Genomic DNA, 14466 nt, shown 5'->3' on the forward strand with positions numbered 1-14466 from the left:
TTTCTAAATCAAAAACAATCCAACTTGCATGTTACATTTTGGTAAATCCACAGTTTCCTCATTTTTAAAATTCTTTTTATTCATAATGTTATACAGCGTTTTTTACTGTTGACGTTAACGTAAAGCAATTATGATTTGTGTATGAAACATGAATTAATACCCATGTTTTATGCAAATTTTTGGTTTGACCTTTATTGAATCTCAGGCTAATTTGGGTGGTTCGGGTGCATATCTATAGAAAGTCTTTACATTTTCTCCCCGAGTAGTAATCAGTTGAGGTCTAGGGAGGTTTTTGTATGAGCTTATATCATCCCAGTTTTGAGCGGGACAATTGTGGTTTTGGGTTGATAGCACAGATGGATGGCGAAGCCAGTCATCGTATAGTGCGCACGGCAATCCATGGTCTAGATCGTATGAAGCACCGCGGTGGCATTGCCTCCGACGGTCGCACTGGCGACGGCTGTGGTTTATTAATGCAATTACCCGTGCAATTTTTTGAAGCGATTGCCGCGGAAAATGATTGGCATTTGAGCCGTAAATTTGCGGTAGGTATGCTGTTTTTAAGTCAAGATGATGAACTGGCTGACCAAGCTAAGTTTATTCTTGAGCGCGAACTCGAGCGTGAAACCTTAAGTATTGCAGGCTGGCGCAAAGTGCCGGTCAATCCCGATGTATTAGGTGAAATCGGCAAGGCTAGCCTGCCACAAATCTACCAAGTGCTGATCAACGCCCCTATTGGCTGGCGCGAAAAAGACTTGGAACGCCGCCTTTATATGGCGCGTCGCCGCTTAGAGCAGCAGATCACCGATGACAAAGACTTCTATGTCGCGAGTTTGTCTGGCCAAGTTATCGTCTATAAAGGCTTAATGATGCCTGTAGACTTGCCCGCGTTTTATCCCGATCTCGCGGACATTCGCTTAAAAAGCTCTATCTGCCTATTCCATCAACGTTTCTCAACGAATACTTCTCCTAAATGGCCATTAGCTCAGCCGTTTAGATATTTAGCCCATAACGGCGAAATCAATACGATTACGGGTAACCGTCAATGGGCCCGCGCCCGTGCCTATAAGTTTAATTCACCGCTACTGCCAGATTTGCAGCAGGCCGCTCCCTTTGTGAATGAAACAGGCTCAGACTCTTCATCTTTAGATAACATGCTGGAAATGCTGTTATCTGGTGGCATGGACTTATACCGTGCCATGCGTCTATTGATCCCGCCTGCTTGGCAAAGTAATCCGGAAATGGATGACGAATTAAAAGCCTTCTACGACTTTAACTCCATGCACATGGAGCCTTGGGATGGCCCAGCAGGTATTGTAATGACCAACGGTCGCCATGCAGCCTGCGCCGTTGACCGTAACGGTCTGCGTCCATCGCGTTATGTGATCACAAAAGATCGTATTTTGACCTTGGCCTCCGAAGTCGGTATTTGGGATTATGCCGCCGATGAAGTGATTGAAAAAGGCCGCGTTGGACCGGGTGAGTTACTGGTACTCGATACCTTAAACGGCCGCCTGTACCAATCCTTTGAAATTGATAACGACTTGAAACGTCGCCACCCTTATAAAGAGTGGATGGCGAAGAACAGCCGTACTTTAACGCCAGCGGAAGATTTAGCCTCTGAGCAGCACGGTGCCAGCGAGTTAAGCCCCGAGCTTTTGCTGCAATACCAAAAACAATTTGGCTATACCCGTGAAGAATTAGAGCAAGTCATTTGGGTACTGGCAAAACAAGGTGAAGAAGCCACAGGTTCTATGGGCGACGATACGCCTATGGCGGTATTGTCGAAAAAGTCACGTTCACTGTATGACTATTTTAGGCAAAAATTCGCTCAAGTAACGAATCCACCTATCGACCCCTTACGTGAAAAACACGTTATGTCGTTGACCACTTGTATTGGCCGTGAACAGAACCTCTTCAATGAAACGACTGGGCATGCTTACCGGGTGATGTTCAATTCACCTATTTTATTATTCAGTGATTTTAACCAGTTACTGGGATTAGATAGCACTTACTATCGCGCCAATATTGTCGATTTAAATTACGAACCACAGGAAGGCTTAGAAAGCGCCATTCGCCGTATCACTGCCGAAGCCGAGCGTTTAGCCCGCAGCGGCACGACTTTGCTTATTCTGTCAGACAGAGCCATAGGTAAAACCGCGCAAGTGATCCCTGCGGCCATGGCGGTCGGTTCTGTGCAACAAATGCTGGTGAATAAGAGCCTGCGCTGCGACACCAACATTATTGTTGAAACCGCATCGGCGCGAGATCCGCATCACTTTGCCGTATTGCTTGGCTTTGGTGCCACCGCGATTTATCCGTACTTAGTGTATGAATCAATCTCTGAACTGGCGAAACGTCACCAGTTAACCGACACCACGGCATTGATGTTGAACTTCCGTTACGGCATCGAAAAAGGCCTGCGTAAGATCATGTCCAAAATGGGCATCAGCACTGTCGGTTCCTACCGTTGTAGCCAACAGTTTGAAGCTATCGGCATCGCCAGCGACGTGATTGAACTGTGCTTTAAAGGCGTGATTAGCCGTATCGAAGGCGTCAGTTTTGCTGAAATCGCCCAAGACCAAGCGATTCTGCACAAAGCGGCCTACCGCGCCCATGTGCCATTGCCGCAAGGTGGCTTACTGAAATACGTTGAAGGGGGTGAGTATCACTGCTTCAACCCTGATGTGGTCAACACCTTGCAGGCGTCATTGATTGACAAAAACTTCGCGACCTATAAAAAGTTCGCCGAACTCGTCGACAATCGTCCCGTGGCCACACTGCGTGACTTAATCGGTATTAAGGGCGCGCAAACATCGATTGATGTCGCCGATGTAGAAGCGGCATCAAATCTATATTTACGCTTTGACAGCGCAGCCATGAGTATCGGTGCCTTGAGCCCCGAAGCCCATGAAGCGCTGGCTATTGCAATGAACCGCTTAGGCGGCCGCTCGAACTCAGGTGAAGGTGGTGAGGATGCTCGCCGCTTTAATACTGAACGCAATTCTGCGATTAAACAGATTGCCTCGGCACGCTTTGGTGTTACCGCGCACTACTTAGTCAATGCCGATGTGTTGCAGATTAAAGTCGCCCAAGGGGCAAAACCCGGTGAAGGTGGTCAGTTACCCGGCCATAAAGTGAGTGTTGAAATCGCCGGACTGCGTCATGCACGCCCTGGCGTAACCTTAATTTCACCGCCGCCGCACCACGATATTTACTCTATCGAAGATTTAGCTCAGCTGATTTTCGACTTGAAGCAAATCAACACTAAAGCGCTGATTTCAGTCAAACTTGTGTCTGAACCCGGTGTAGGCACGATCGCCACCGGCGTAGCGAAAGCCTATGCGGATATGATCACGATTTCAGGGTATGACGGCGGCACAGGTGCTAGCCCAATCACCTCAGTGAAGTATGCGGGCAGCCCATGGGAGCTAGGGTTAGCCGAAGTGCATCAATCGCTAGTGGAAAACGGTCTACGCCATAAAATCCGCCTGCAAGTCGATGGCGGCTTAAAAACCGGTACCGATGTGATTAAAGCCGCGTTGTTAGGCGCCGAAAGCTTTGGATTTGGCACTGTGCCTATGATCGCCTTAGGTTGTAAATACCTGCGTATTTGCCACTTGAACAACTGCGCAACTGGCGTAGCAACGCAAGATAAAAACCTGCGTGACAACCATTACCATGGTCTGCCAGAGCGAGTGATGACTTACTTTGAGTTTGTTGCACAGGAAGTGCGTGAATGGATGGCGACCTTAGGGGTGAGTAAGTTTGAAGACTTAGTCGGTCGCAGTGAATGGTTATATGCCCTCGAAGGCCAAACCGCTAAGCAACAAGGCTTAGATCTGTCACCGATTTTGTATCAACCCAAGGTGCCGGCAACCTCTTCACGCACTTGGCAAGAAACCAATCCACCAGCGGATTTAGGACTGCTGAACCAACATTTATTAAACGAGTGCCAAAGCGCCGTCGATAAGGGCGAGTGTTTCGATGCCGCTTACAGCATCAACAACACCGACCGCTCCGTTGGCGCGACCTTGTCAGGCTATATCGCGAGTACGCTCGGCGTCAAAGGCACCAAAGCACCGGTCAAACTGAGCTTTAACGGCAGTGCCGGCCAAAGCTTTGGCGTGTGGAATAGCCCAGGCCTAGAGTTAAAACTCTGCGGTGATGCCAACGACTATGTGGGTAAAGGTATGTCTGGCGGCCAGATTGTCATCTACCCGCCAATTGGCAGCCCGTTCCAAAGTGAGCGCAGCGCCATTGTCGGTAACACCTGCCTTTACGGCGCGACGGGCGGCAAGTTCTTCGCCGCAGGTCAAGCTGGCGAGCGTTTTGCGGTCCGTAACTCAGGGGCGATTGCTGTGGTCGAAGGACTCGGTGATAACGGCTGCGAATACATGACTAGCGGCATTGTGGTTGTTCTTGGTAAAACAGGGGTGAACTTCGGCGCAGGTATGACAGGCGGCTTTGCCTATGTGTTCGATCAATTCGGCCGCTTTAATCGCCGTGTGAATACTGAGCTTGTCGATACGCAAAAACTTGACTCACCGATTCATCAACAACATTTAAAAGGTCTGATTGAAGCCCACGTGGCCGAAACGGGCAGTGAACATGCCAAGATGATCTTAAGTGATTTTGCTAACTGGTTGGATTGCTTCGTATTAGTAAAACCTAAAAATATTGCCGTGGCCGATCTGCTCAAGTTAGAGAAATCGAGCCCAGAATTAGTTGTAAAAGCGGGGTAATGGCGCATGAGTAACGATTTTCAATTTATTGAAGTGGGTCGCAAAGACCCCACCAAACACCCTGCGGCTAAACGTGCGACTCAGTTTATTGAGATTTATCAGCCTTTTGCTCAGCCTGAAGTGGCACAGCAAGCGGACCGCTGTTTAGATTGCGGCAATCCATATTGTGAGTGGAAATGTCCGCTACACAATTATATTCCTAACTGGCTCAAGCTAGCGGAGCAAGGTCGCATCATGGAAGCCGCAGATTTAGTGCATGAGACCAACACGCTACCCGAAATCTGCGGCCGTGTTTGCCCACAGGACAGACTCTGCGAAGGCGCTTGTACTCTGAACGACGACTTTGGCGCTGTCACTATCGGTAATGTCGAAAAATACATTACCGACACAGCGATCGCCCAAGGCTGGCGCCCCGATATGAGCAAGGTCACACCACGCCCTGAACGAGTGGCGATTGTCGGTGCGGGTCCTGCGGGTTTAGGCTGCGCGGATATTCTGTCTCGCAACGGTGTTAAAGCAGTGGTCTTTGATAAATATCCACAAATTGGTGGTCTACTCACCTACGGTATTCCGTCTTTTAAACTCGACAAAGCCGTTATGGCGACCCGTCGCAGTGTATTAGAAGGCATGGGTATTGAGTTCAAACTCGGGGTTACTGTCGGTAAAGACATCCCATTTACTAAACTGCTCGAAGAATACGATGCAGTATTCCTTGGTATGGGCACCTATACCGCGATGAAAGCAGGCCTTGAGGGTGAAGATGCCCAAGGCGTATACCAAGCCCTGCCCTATTTGATTGGTAATACCCACCATTTAATGGGCACGCAAGATGCGCAATCGCCCTACCTGAACCTTGAAGGTAAACGTGTGGTGGTATTAGGCGGTGGTGATACTGCGATGGATTGCGTACGCACAGCCGTTAGACAAGGTGCCAGCAGCGTAGTCTGTGCTTACCGCCGTGATGAGGCCAACATGCCGGGTTCACGCCGCGAAGTACAAAATGCGCGGGAGGAAGGGGTTAACTTCCTGTTTAACCGTCAACCTGTGGCGATTAAAACCCAAGATGGCAAAGTGATCGGCATTGAATGCGTTGAAACCGCCATGGGCAAGGCCGATGCAAGCGGTCGTCAACGCGCCGAAGCGATTGCGGGGAGCGAACAGTTGCTCGAAGCCGATGCGATTATTATTGCCTTTGGTTTCCAACCTAGCCCAGCACCTTGGTTTGCCGAACACGGTATCGAGCTAGATCAATGGGGACGAGTCAAAGCGAGTAAGTTAGATGAAAATCCATTCCAAACCACCAACCCGAAAGTGTTTGCCGGTGGTGATATGGTGCGTGGTTCTGATTTAGTCGTGACAGCCATTGCCGAAGGTCGCGATGCTGCTCAAGGTATTCTTAACTACTTGGACTAAGCGCCAAGCTTAAACGCCAATGTGTTAGTTTTATCGCTAAAAAACTGTTTTATCGCTGTCATTTAACAAGCTTTGCAATGGCTGGACTTAGTCAAACAAGTCCAGCCATTTGTTTGTGACTTGTCGCCATCGGTTGATGGAAAAATAGATATAAGCGCGCATCTTATGAGCGTACTTTTCCGTTAACCCTCCCGCGTTTTACCGCGCCATTATCAAGCAATCCCAATCTCACCATAACGACTGCATAAAACTGTGTGGTATATTAGCCAGCATTCTCGTGTCCCACTCTTAAGTGTTGAATCAAAAAGGTCTCCCATGAAAATTGGAATTATTGGCGCAATGGAGCCAGAAGTCGCTCACCTGATCGCCGCCATGACAAACGCGACATCGCAAACCATTGCTGGTATTGAATTTATTGCTGGTACACTCGCAGGTAAAGACGTAGTCGTGACTCGCTCAGGCATAGGTAAAGTCGCCGCAAGTATTGCGACCACACTGCTCATCGAAAAATATGCGCCAGATGCGGTGATCAACACAGGTTCTGCCGGTGGCTTTGTCGATACGTTGGCCATTGGTGATATCGTGATTTCTTCTGAAGTACGTCACCATGATGTGGATGTCACCGCCTTTGGTTATGAAATTGGCCAAATGGCACAGCAACCCGCTGCGTTTATTCCTGCCGCACATTTAGTTGAAGCCGCCAACAAGGCCATTGCTCAGCTGGGTGAAGTCAAAGTGATTGAAGGGTTGATCTGTACTGGCGACAGCTTTATTTGCGATCCTGTTCGCACCCAAGCCATGCTCAAAAACTTCCCGACTATGGCCGCCTGTGAGATGGAAGGCGCGGCAATTGCTCAAGTTTGTCATCAGTTTGGTGTGCCATTTGTGGTTATCCGCTCTTTATCGGATAACGCCAACAATGACTCGCCAGTGGATTTTGATTCTTATATTGTCAAAGCGGGTTACCACTCGGCGTTGATGGTGATGCTGCTACTTGAGCAACTGAATCCTGACTCAGTAAAATAATCACTTAAGCGGAAAGTACCGAATGCACACCTCTTTTTATCAACAACTTGTCGAGATAGATGGCGCTTTGTTTGAAGGCTTTTTGGTACTTTTTTTTGCTTTGTTATTGGCGCGCTTAGCGCCATTACCACGGGAAATGCAGCCGCTTATTTGGTTTGGCCATTTAGCTAAGCAACTCGCCGCCAAGGTAAATCGCCCAGAACGCTCTCCAAGCCAACAAGCCACAGCAGGCTTTTTAGCTATGATGCTGTTACTGTTTCCGTTTTGGGCCATTATCACCTTTTTGCTCGAACTGGCCGCCTTTCCATGGTTTTTCGAATTTTTGGTGCTTTATCTATGCTTAACCGATGCAGGGTTTAGCCAAGTCGCCGATGAAATCGCTAAAGCCTTAAAACGTGGAGACAATGCCAGCGCAAAAAAGCTGTTACAGCCTTGGGTGGTGCGCGATACCGATAGTTTGTCGGAAATCGGCCTAGCCAAAGCCACCATAGAAAAACTAGCCACAGCGCCTATTTACGGCACAGCATCGACCATTTTCTTTTTCGCTATTGCTGGAGCACCTTTGGTGCTAGCAGTGCGCATGCTCAAACAACTCGAATTAAGCTGGCCACCCATTCAACCAAAGTATCAACATTTTTGCAGTACTGTGAATGGTGTATCCATTATCTTGCTGGCGATTCCGGCTTGGTTGTGGAGCCTGTCGCTCGCCATTCAAGGCGGGCCTAAGGCGTTTGCAAAACTTTTTAGAGCCCCTAAAAATCATCACGCTATTCGAGGTTATGTTCTCAGTGTGAATCTCGTGGCCAGTATTTTGAGAATCGAACTCGGTGGACCACAGAAGTTTGCTGGCGTGCGTATTAATGTGGACAAACTACGTTATGGTCCGCAGCCAACCAGTGATGACATCTCGCCTGCAATCAAGCTGACCTCACGTGCCTGTGCTATCTGGTTTAGCTTTATCATTATACTGCCCTTGTTATGGGCAAGTTTACGTTGGTTACAAAGCCTGTGATATGATGCCGCATTATCTCAACGTGAAGTTAAAGGCTGACCATCTTGCTCGAAAACATGCATGTTTCATTAACAACACCTGCGTTGTTATTTCCTGCTATCTCATTGTTACTATTAGCTTATACTAATCGTTTTTTTGCTCTCGCGGCATTAATACGGAGCTTAAGCAGTGGTGAGAAACCCGTTCATAAAGATCAAATCAAAAACCTGAGTCAACGCATTTCCATTATTCGTCGTATGCAAGAAGCGGGCGTATCTAGCTTTGCCCTGTGCGTACTGTGCATGATTTTCATCTATGTCGGCTTTAATAAAACTGGCTCAGTGATTTTTGGCGCTAGTCTGCTATTACTGCTCTATTCACTGATTTTATCTGTGATTGAAATTCGCATCTCTGTGGACGCATTAAATATACATATCAAAGAGATGAGTAAATGAGCCAGTGGATCTACTTTTTTGATTTATGGGGTACTGCTGTATTTGCACTTTCTGGCGCACTCGCCGCTGGACGCCATAGAATGGACCCCTTTGGTGTCATAGTACTCGCCTCGGTTACCGCTGTGGGCGGTGGCAGTATTCGGGATGCCTTGATTGGCGCGACGCCTGTGTTTTGGATCCGCGATCCCAATTACATCATAGTGATCCTCGCAACTGTGCTCGCCTGTTTGCTGTTAGTGCGTCGACCTCGTAAGGTGCCCGAATATATTTTGCCGGTCGCCGATGCCTTTGGATTAGCCTTGTTTACTGTGATTGGTGCCGAAAAAGCCCTTAATATGGGCTTAAGTGGCATGATTGCCGTGGTTATGGGCTTGATCACAGGCGTGGGAGGAGGCATTATTCGAGACTTACTGTGCAGACAAGTTCCTATGGTGTTACGTACAGAAGTCTATGCCACAGCTTCAATCATTGGTGGTATCGGCTATACCGTGAGTTTAGCCTACGGTATGGGCGAGAAAACGGCGCTGTTTCTGGCGATGACCAGTGCCCTATTTATCCGCTTAAGCGCCATCAAGTGGCATCTGTCGTTACCGGCCTTTGATCTCAAAACCAAGAGGGAATAGTTTGCGAATATTGTGTCTTATTTTGTGCCTCATTTTTGTGCCAGCCCTCAATCCTGCAGCGGCGCAAGCCAACTCAGGTGAAATGCCGCAAGAACAGCTGTTAGCCGTAAAGTATATGAATGCGCTAACCGAACACGACTATAAGACACTACGAAAATTCTATAACCGCGACAGTATCTTCTTCGACAAAACCGCTAACCGTAAATACACCGGCGGTCGCTTTATCATCGACTTTCTTGAGCGCGCCCATGAGGGCGTACTCGAGTACGACTTCAACATAGAACATATGTATAACGCCGGCTCTTTGGTAGTAATGATAGGTAACTATCACTTCAAAGGGCCGGGCGAGCAATTCGGCAAACCTGGCAAAATCATCGACATCGCTATTCCTGGCGTCACTAGCCTTAAACTCGATATGCTCAACAATAGGGTGACTGAGCATGTGGATCTTATCGATTACCAGACCATGTCTGATCAATTAGCGATGCAGTAGTCACAAAATTTCCCCGTCTTTGAAACTTGATCCCTAAAAACGGGTCGAAACTAACAATGAGCCAATACCACTGCGTATTTCACCTTAGCTAGGTTGACTGAGTCGTTTCGTTTCAATGAGGTTTGTATGAAGTTTTTTGGATTGATAGCCCTACTCGCCCTTAATGGCTTAATGCTGGCTCCCAAAGCACAGGCCTTACAGCCCATAATCGTGTCTTACGCCGTTCAGCCCGTCAGTCATTTTAATCAGCAGCTGCGTGTCGCTCAGGCGCAACATCAACCTTGGTCGGAAGACCCAAGTCAGATCAGCAGCCAATACGCAGGCAACAAATTTACCTTAGTGCGAACCCAAACCAATAAAGACAGCATTTTGACCTATCAGGTGAGCGAGCTCTCCAAGCAACATCCACAAATGCTGTTGATTATTTCCTTAAAGCAGAATGCAAAACAATGGCAGGTAAGTTCGGCGCAACTGGCGTGGAAATGCAGTGGTGGGCAACACTTTGGCACCGACAGATGTAATATCGCCGAGCACGAGGCCAACACAGCGCCTTAATCTTATGGGGGGAAACAGACTTAAAAACAAAGAGCGCTCTAAGGCGCTCTTTTTGTTCGATTAACGACTTTTCATTTAACAGACAATGGCTTAAACCAAAGTCACTTTGGCAAATTTGCGTTTACCGACTTGGAATACCGCGACAGTACCAGCAGACAAAGTCATACGGCTATCGTCCAGCTTTTCGCCGTCCATCTTCACCGCGCCTTGCTTGATCATCCGCATCGCTTCTGAAGTCGATGCTACTAAATCAGCATCTTTCAACAGATTTGCAATCGCAATACCTTCACCCGCCACTAACTCGATTTCTTCGATATCGTCAGGGATCATGCCCTTAGCACGGTCAACAAAAGCTTGATGCGCGCTTTCTGCAGACGCTTCATCGTGGAAACGTGTGATGATTTCTTTAGCCAAGGCAATTTTAATGTCGCGTGGGTTAGACCCATTGGCCACATCTTGCTTAAACTGCTCAATTTCAGCCAGTGGGCGGAATGACAACAGCTCAAAGTAGCGCCACATTAAATCGTCCGAAATCGACATCAGCTTGCCAAATATTTCGTTGGCAGGTTCACTCACGCCAATATAGTTGTGCGCCGACTTAGACATTTTCTTCACGCCGTCTAAACCTTCGAGCAGCGGCATCATGATCACAGCTTGTGGCTTTTGGCCTTCCGCTTTTTGCAGTTCACGGCCCATTAACAGGTTGAACTTTTGATCTGTACCACCCAGCTCTACATCGGCCTGCAGCGCAACTGAGTCGTAACCTTGCAGCAGCGGATACATAAACTCATGAATTGCAATAGATTGACCTGAGGCATAACGCTTCTTAAAGTCATCGCGCTCCATCATACGAGCCACAGTTTGCTTGGAAGCAAGGCGGATCATCCCCGCTGCGCCCAATGGCTCTAGCCAGCTTGAGTTAAATTCGATACGGGTTTTAACTGGATCAAGTATCTTATAAACCTGTTCTTTATAGGTTTCGGCGTTCGCTAATACTTGCTCACGGGTTAACGGTGGACGCGTACTGTTTTTACCGCTTGGGTCACCCACCATACCGGTAAAGTCACCGATCAAGAAAATGACTTCATGACCTAACTCTTGGAATAACCTTAATTTATTTAAGATTACTGTGTGTCCAAGATGGATGTCCGGAGCGGTAGGATCGGCGCCTAACTTAATACGGAGTGGACGTCCTTCTTTGAGTTTTTCCAGCAGATCCGCTTCGAGTAAAATCTCATCGGTACCACGTCTAATTTCTGCTAATACTTGGTCTAAATCAGCCATCTCGGCAGGGACTCCTAAGGCCATGATCATAAAATGAAGAGACTTATGTTACTTGTTAGCCACCACAATTGAAAGTGTGTACACTAACGGGATTATTTAAGTCTCTGGTTATTGGTATCGGCGTCAATGGGAAAGGTTATAACGTTATTTAAATTGTTGCCTAAAAAGCATCAAATTCTCCTCAGCATTCTTTCAGTTATCACTATGATAACCATGCTACTCCCTTCTGAAGAAGCGCAAGCTTCAAGACAAACCACTAGCATTGATGACCAAGCTCAAATCAACACCCGTTATGATGTGCCTTTAGCGTTTCGCTCGCCTGAACGTCCTGAGTTATTAGAGGGCCAAACAGACAATGCGCCCACCAATGCTGCACCATTATCATCAACCGACGCGCTTGCCGCGGGTGATGCTAATAATCCAGCGACAGAATCCCTCGAAAGTGCCCATCACAGAGATGTCGAGCATTTTAACGTTAAAAACGGTGACACCTTAGCCGCAGTATTTGATCGCGCAGGGCTAACCAGTAAAGACGTGTATGAAATCACCCAACTTCCCTTGGCCAAACAAAACTTACTTAAGATTATGCCGGGCGAAGAAATCGTGATTTCAAAGGATGCCAATGGTGATTTGACCGAAGTGCGTTATCGTGTCAATGCAATTTCAACCTTAGTGATTACTAAGAATCAAGAGCAATACCAAGAAAAAATCTCCGAGAAGGATGTGGAAATCCGCAGCCATTTCACCAGTGCTAAGATTAAGAGCAACTTCTGGAACGCCGCCGTCGATGCAGGCATGAGTGCAAATCAGATCATGCAATTATCGACCGTATTTGGCTGGGACATCGACTTCGCCTTAGATTTACGCGAAGGCGACAGCTTTGCCATTATTTATGAGCAAGAATATGCCGATGGTGAATTTTTGCGTAACGGCAATATCTTAGCCGCAGAATTTGTAAACCAAGATGAGCGCTATACCGCCATTCGCTATACCGACGGCAACTATTATTCCGAAAATGGCACTAGCATGCGTAAAGCCTTCTTACGCTCACCAGTCGATTTTAAATATGTCAGTTCCAACTTTAATCCAAGGCGTTTACACCCAGTAACGGGCCAAGTCAAAGCCCATCGCGGTGTGGACTACGTCGCCGCCATTGGCACGCCCATTAAAGCGGCGGGTAGCGGACGCGTCATCGAGGCGGGCTACAATCAATTCAACGGTAACTATGTGTTTATCAAACACAACGATACCTACACCACCAAATATCTTCACCTCACTAAGCGCAACGTCAGCAAAGGCGCCAGCGTTAAGCAAGGGCAAATCATAGGTACTTTAGGTAAAACAGGGCGCGTCACGGGTGCACATTTACATTACGAATTTATCGTCAATGGCGTCCATCGCAACCCAAGAACCATAACGCTACCTAAAGCCGAATCAATTGCGAGAAAAGAAAAACATCAATTTGATGCACTTAGCCAGCAATTGATGACTACACTTTCGCAAAACAAGCAAACGCAATTGGCAATGCAATAACGACGGACGGATTCCTCCCAATGAAAAACGCTTATTATATTGGACTGATGTCAGGCACCAGCATGGACGGTGTCGATGCCGTATTGGTCGACTTTTCTGGCGCGCAGCCGCAGCTTATTGCCAGCCATACCGAAGCCATACCGAGCCATTTGCTCAAAGGCCTACAGCGCCTTTGTTCACCCAGCACAGATGAAATTAACCGCCTCGGCCGTTTAGATCGTAATGTAGGTCAACTGTTTGCCTTAGCAGTCAATAATCTGCTGGCCAAATGCGCCATTGCCAAAGAAGAGGTTATCGCCATTGGAAGCCACGGCCAAACCGTGCGCCACATGCCAAACCTTGAAGTGGGTTTTACCCTGCAAATTGGCGATCCAAACACTATAGCAACTGAAACCGGTATCGATGTGATTGCCGATTTTCGCCGTAAAGATATTGCCCTTGGCGGTCAAGGCGCCCCCCTAGTGCCCGCATTCCACCAGCAGACTTTTGCTGAAGTTGGCAAGAAACGCATCATTTTAAATATTGGCGGCATAGCCAACATTACTTATTTACCGGGCAACAGTGACCAAGTGCTGGGCTTCGACACGGGACCTGGCAATACCTTGGTAGACGCCTGGATCCAGCAGGTGAAAAGTGAACCCTTCGATAGAGATGGTGCATGGGCCGCATCCGGCAAAACCGACCAAGGCCTGTTAACGCAACTGCTTTCGCACCCGTATTTCTCCCTTGCTTACCCTAAAAGCACGGGCCGTGAATTGTTCAACCAAGCTTGGTTAGAACAGCAATTATCGCCTTTTAATCATTTAGATGAAGAAGATATCCAATCGACGTTATTGGATTTAACCTGCCACAGCATAGCCCAAGACATTATTAAACTATCCAATGAAGGGGAATTGTTCGTCTGTGGTGGTGGAGCGTTCAACGGCCAACTGATGCAACGTCTTGCCGCCTTATTACCAGGTTATAAGCTGGATACTACCTCGGCCCTTGGCGTCGACCCTAAATGGGCTGAAGGCATCGCCTTCGCGTGGCTCGCCATGCGTAACCACTTAGACTTACCCGCCAACCTCCCCGCTGTCACAGGCGCCTCCCGCGAAGCCGTACTCGGCGGAAGATTTAGCGCTAAATGAGCAAGCTTTTGTCAAAGTAACAAAACAGGCATCGCCTAATAAAATCTGTACACCAACATCATCTGCCTATGGGTTTACCTGCCAATGCTAACCTTAAAACTCAATATCGTGGCAGTCTGCTATTCATTAAAAAAACAAAGAAATGCAATCAAGATGTTTGATTTTTGATAAAAAAATGACAACCTTAGTAACGAATAAAAACGTCATAGAACATCAAC

The 14466-nt window shown here is 47.7% G+C and carries 11 protein-coding genes; 10 read left to right on the forward strand and 1 reads right to left on the reverse strand.

The annotated features are described in order from the left end of the window. The first annotated feature begins 296 nt into the window (after window positions 1–296). The 8 genes from gltB (at window position 297) to K5Q99_RS19560 (ending at window position 10301) form a co-directional block, all read left to right on the forward strand. Window positions 297–4745: a glutamate synthase large subunit gene (gene gltB, locus K5Q99_RS19525; protein ID WP_220777858.1), complete on the forward strand. Its 4449-nt coding sequence runs from the start codon at window positions 297–299 to the stop codon at window positions 4743–4745. A gap of 6 nt (window positions 4746–4751) precedes the next feature. Then, complete coding sequence (locus K5Q99_RS19530; protein ID WP_220777859.1) at window positions 4752–6158, forward strand: glutamate synthase small subunit GltD family protein; 1407 nt, start codon at window positions 4752–4754, stop codon at window positions 6156–6158. Between the two features lie 315 nt (window positions 6159–6473). After that, window positions 6474–7184, forward strand: coding sequence for a 5'-methylthioadenosine/adenosylhomocysteine nucleosidase (locus tag K5Q99_RS19535; RefSeq protein ID WP_220777860.1), 711 nt, complete (start codon window positions 6474–6476; stop codon window positions 7182–7184). Window positions 7185–7206: 22 nt separating this feature from the next. Beyond that, entirely contained in the window at window positions 7207–8196 is a 990-nt protein-coding gene (locus K5Q99_RS19540; RefSeq protein ID WP_220777861.1) for a cobalamin biosynthesis protein CobD/CbiB, read from the forward strand. A gap of 56 nt (window positions 8197–8252) precedes the next feature. Next, the gene (locus tag K5Q99_RS19545) at window positions 8253–8630 is read left to right on the forward strand and encodes a DUF2721 domain-containing protein (protein ID WP_126493519.1); all 378 of its coding nucleotides are present in this window, start codon (window positions 8253–8255) and stop codon (window positions 8628–8630) included. Then, window positions 8627–9253: a trimeric intracellular cation channel family protein gene (locus tag K5Q99_RS19550; RefSeq protein ID WP_006080751.1), complete on the forward strand. Its 627-nt coding sequence runs from the start codon at window positions 8627–8629 to the stop codon at window positions 9251–9253. Before K5Q99_RS19545 ends, K5Q99_RS19550 begins: the two co-directional genes overlap by 4 nt. 1 nt (window position 9254) lies before the next feature. Further along, window positions 9255–9746, forward strand: coding sequence for a nuclear transport factor 2 family protein (locus tag K5Q99_RS19555; RefSeq protein ID WP_106649834.1), 492 nt, complete (start codon window positions 9255–9257; stop codon window positions 9744–9746). Window positions 9747–9872: 126 nt separating this feature from the next. Then, window positions 9873–10301: a hypothetical protein gene (locus K5Q99_RS19560; RefSeq protein ID WP_006085051.1), complete on the forward strand. Its 429-nt coding sequence runs from the start codon at window positions 9873–9875 to the stop codon at window positions 10299–10301. Between the two features lie 90 nt (window positions 10302–10391). Here the strand turns inward: K5Q99_RS19560 and tyrS are convergent, their stop codons facing one another. Then, window positions 10392–11585, reverse strand: a complete 1194-nt coding sequence (gene tyrS / locus K5Q99_RS19565) for a tyrosine--tRNA ligase (protein WP_220777862.1) — start codon at window positions 11583–11585, stop codon at window positions 10392–10394. 126 nt (window positions 11586–11711) lie between these two features. Here tyrS and K5Q99_RS19570 point away from each other — a divergent pair, with 126 nt between their 5' ends. Further along, on the forward strand, window positions 11712–13118 hold the full coding sequence (locus K5Q99_RS19570; protein ID WP_106649833.1) for a peptidoglycan DD-metalloendopeptidase family protein: 1407 nt from the start codon (window positions 11712–11714) through the stop codon (window positions 13116–13118). 20 nt (window positions 13119–13138) lie between these two features. After that, a complete protein-coding gene (locus tag K5Q99_RS19575) occupies window positions 13139–14248 on the forward strand; it encodes an anhydro-N-acetylmuramic acid kinase (protein ID WP_220777863.1) in 1110 nt (369 codons plus the stop codon). Window positions 14249–14466: the final 218 nt, after the last annotated feature.

This window comes from Shewanella hafniensis (genome assembly GCF_019655335.1).
GTDB lineage: Bacteria > Pseudomonadota > Gammaproteobacteria > Enterobacterales > Shewanellaceae > Shewanella > Shewanella hafniensis.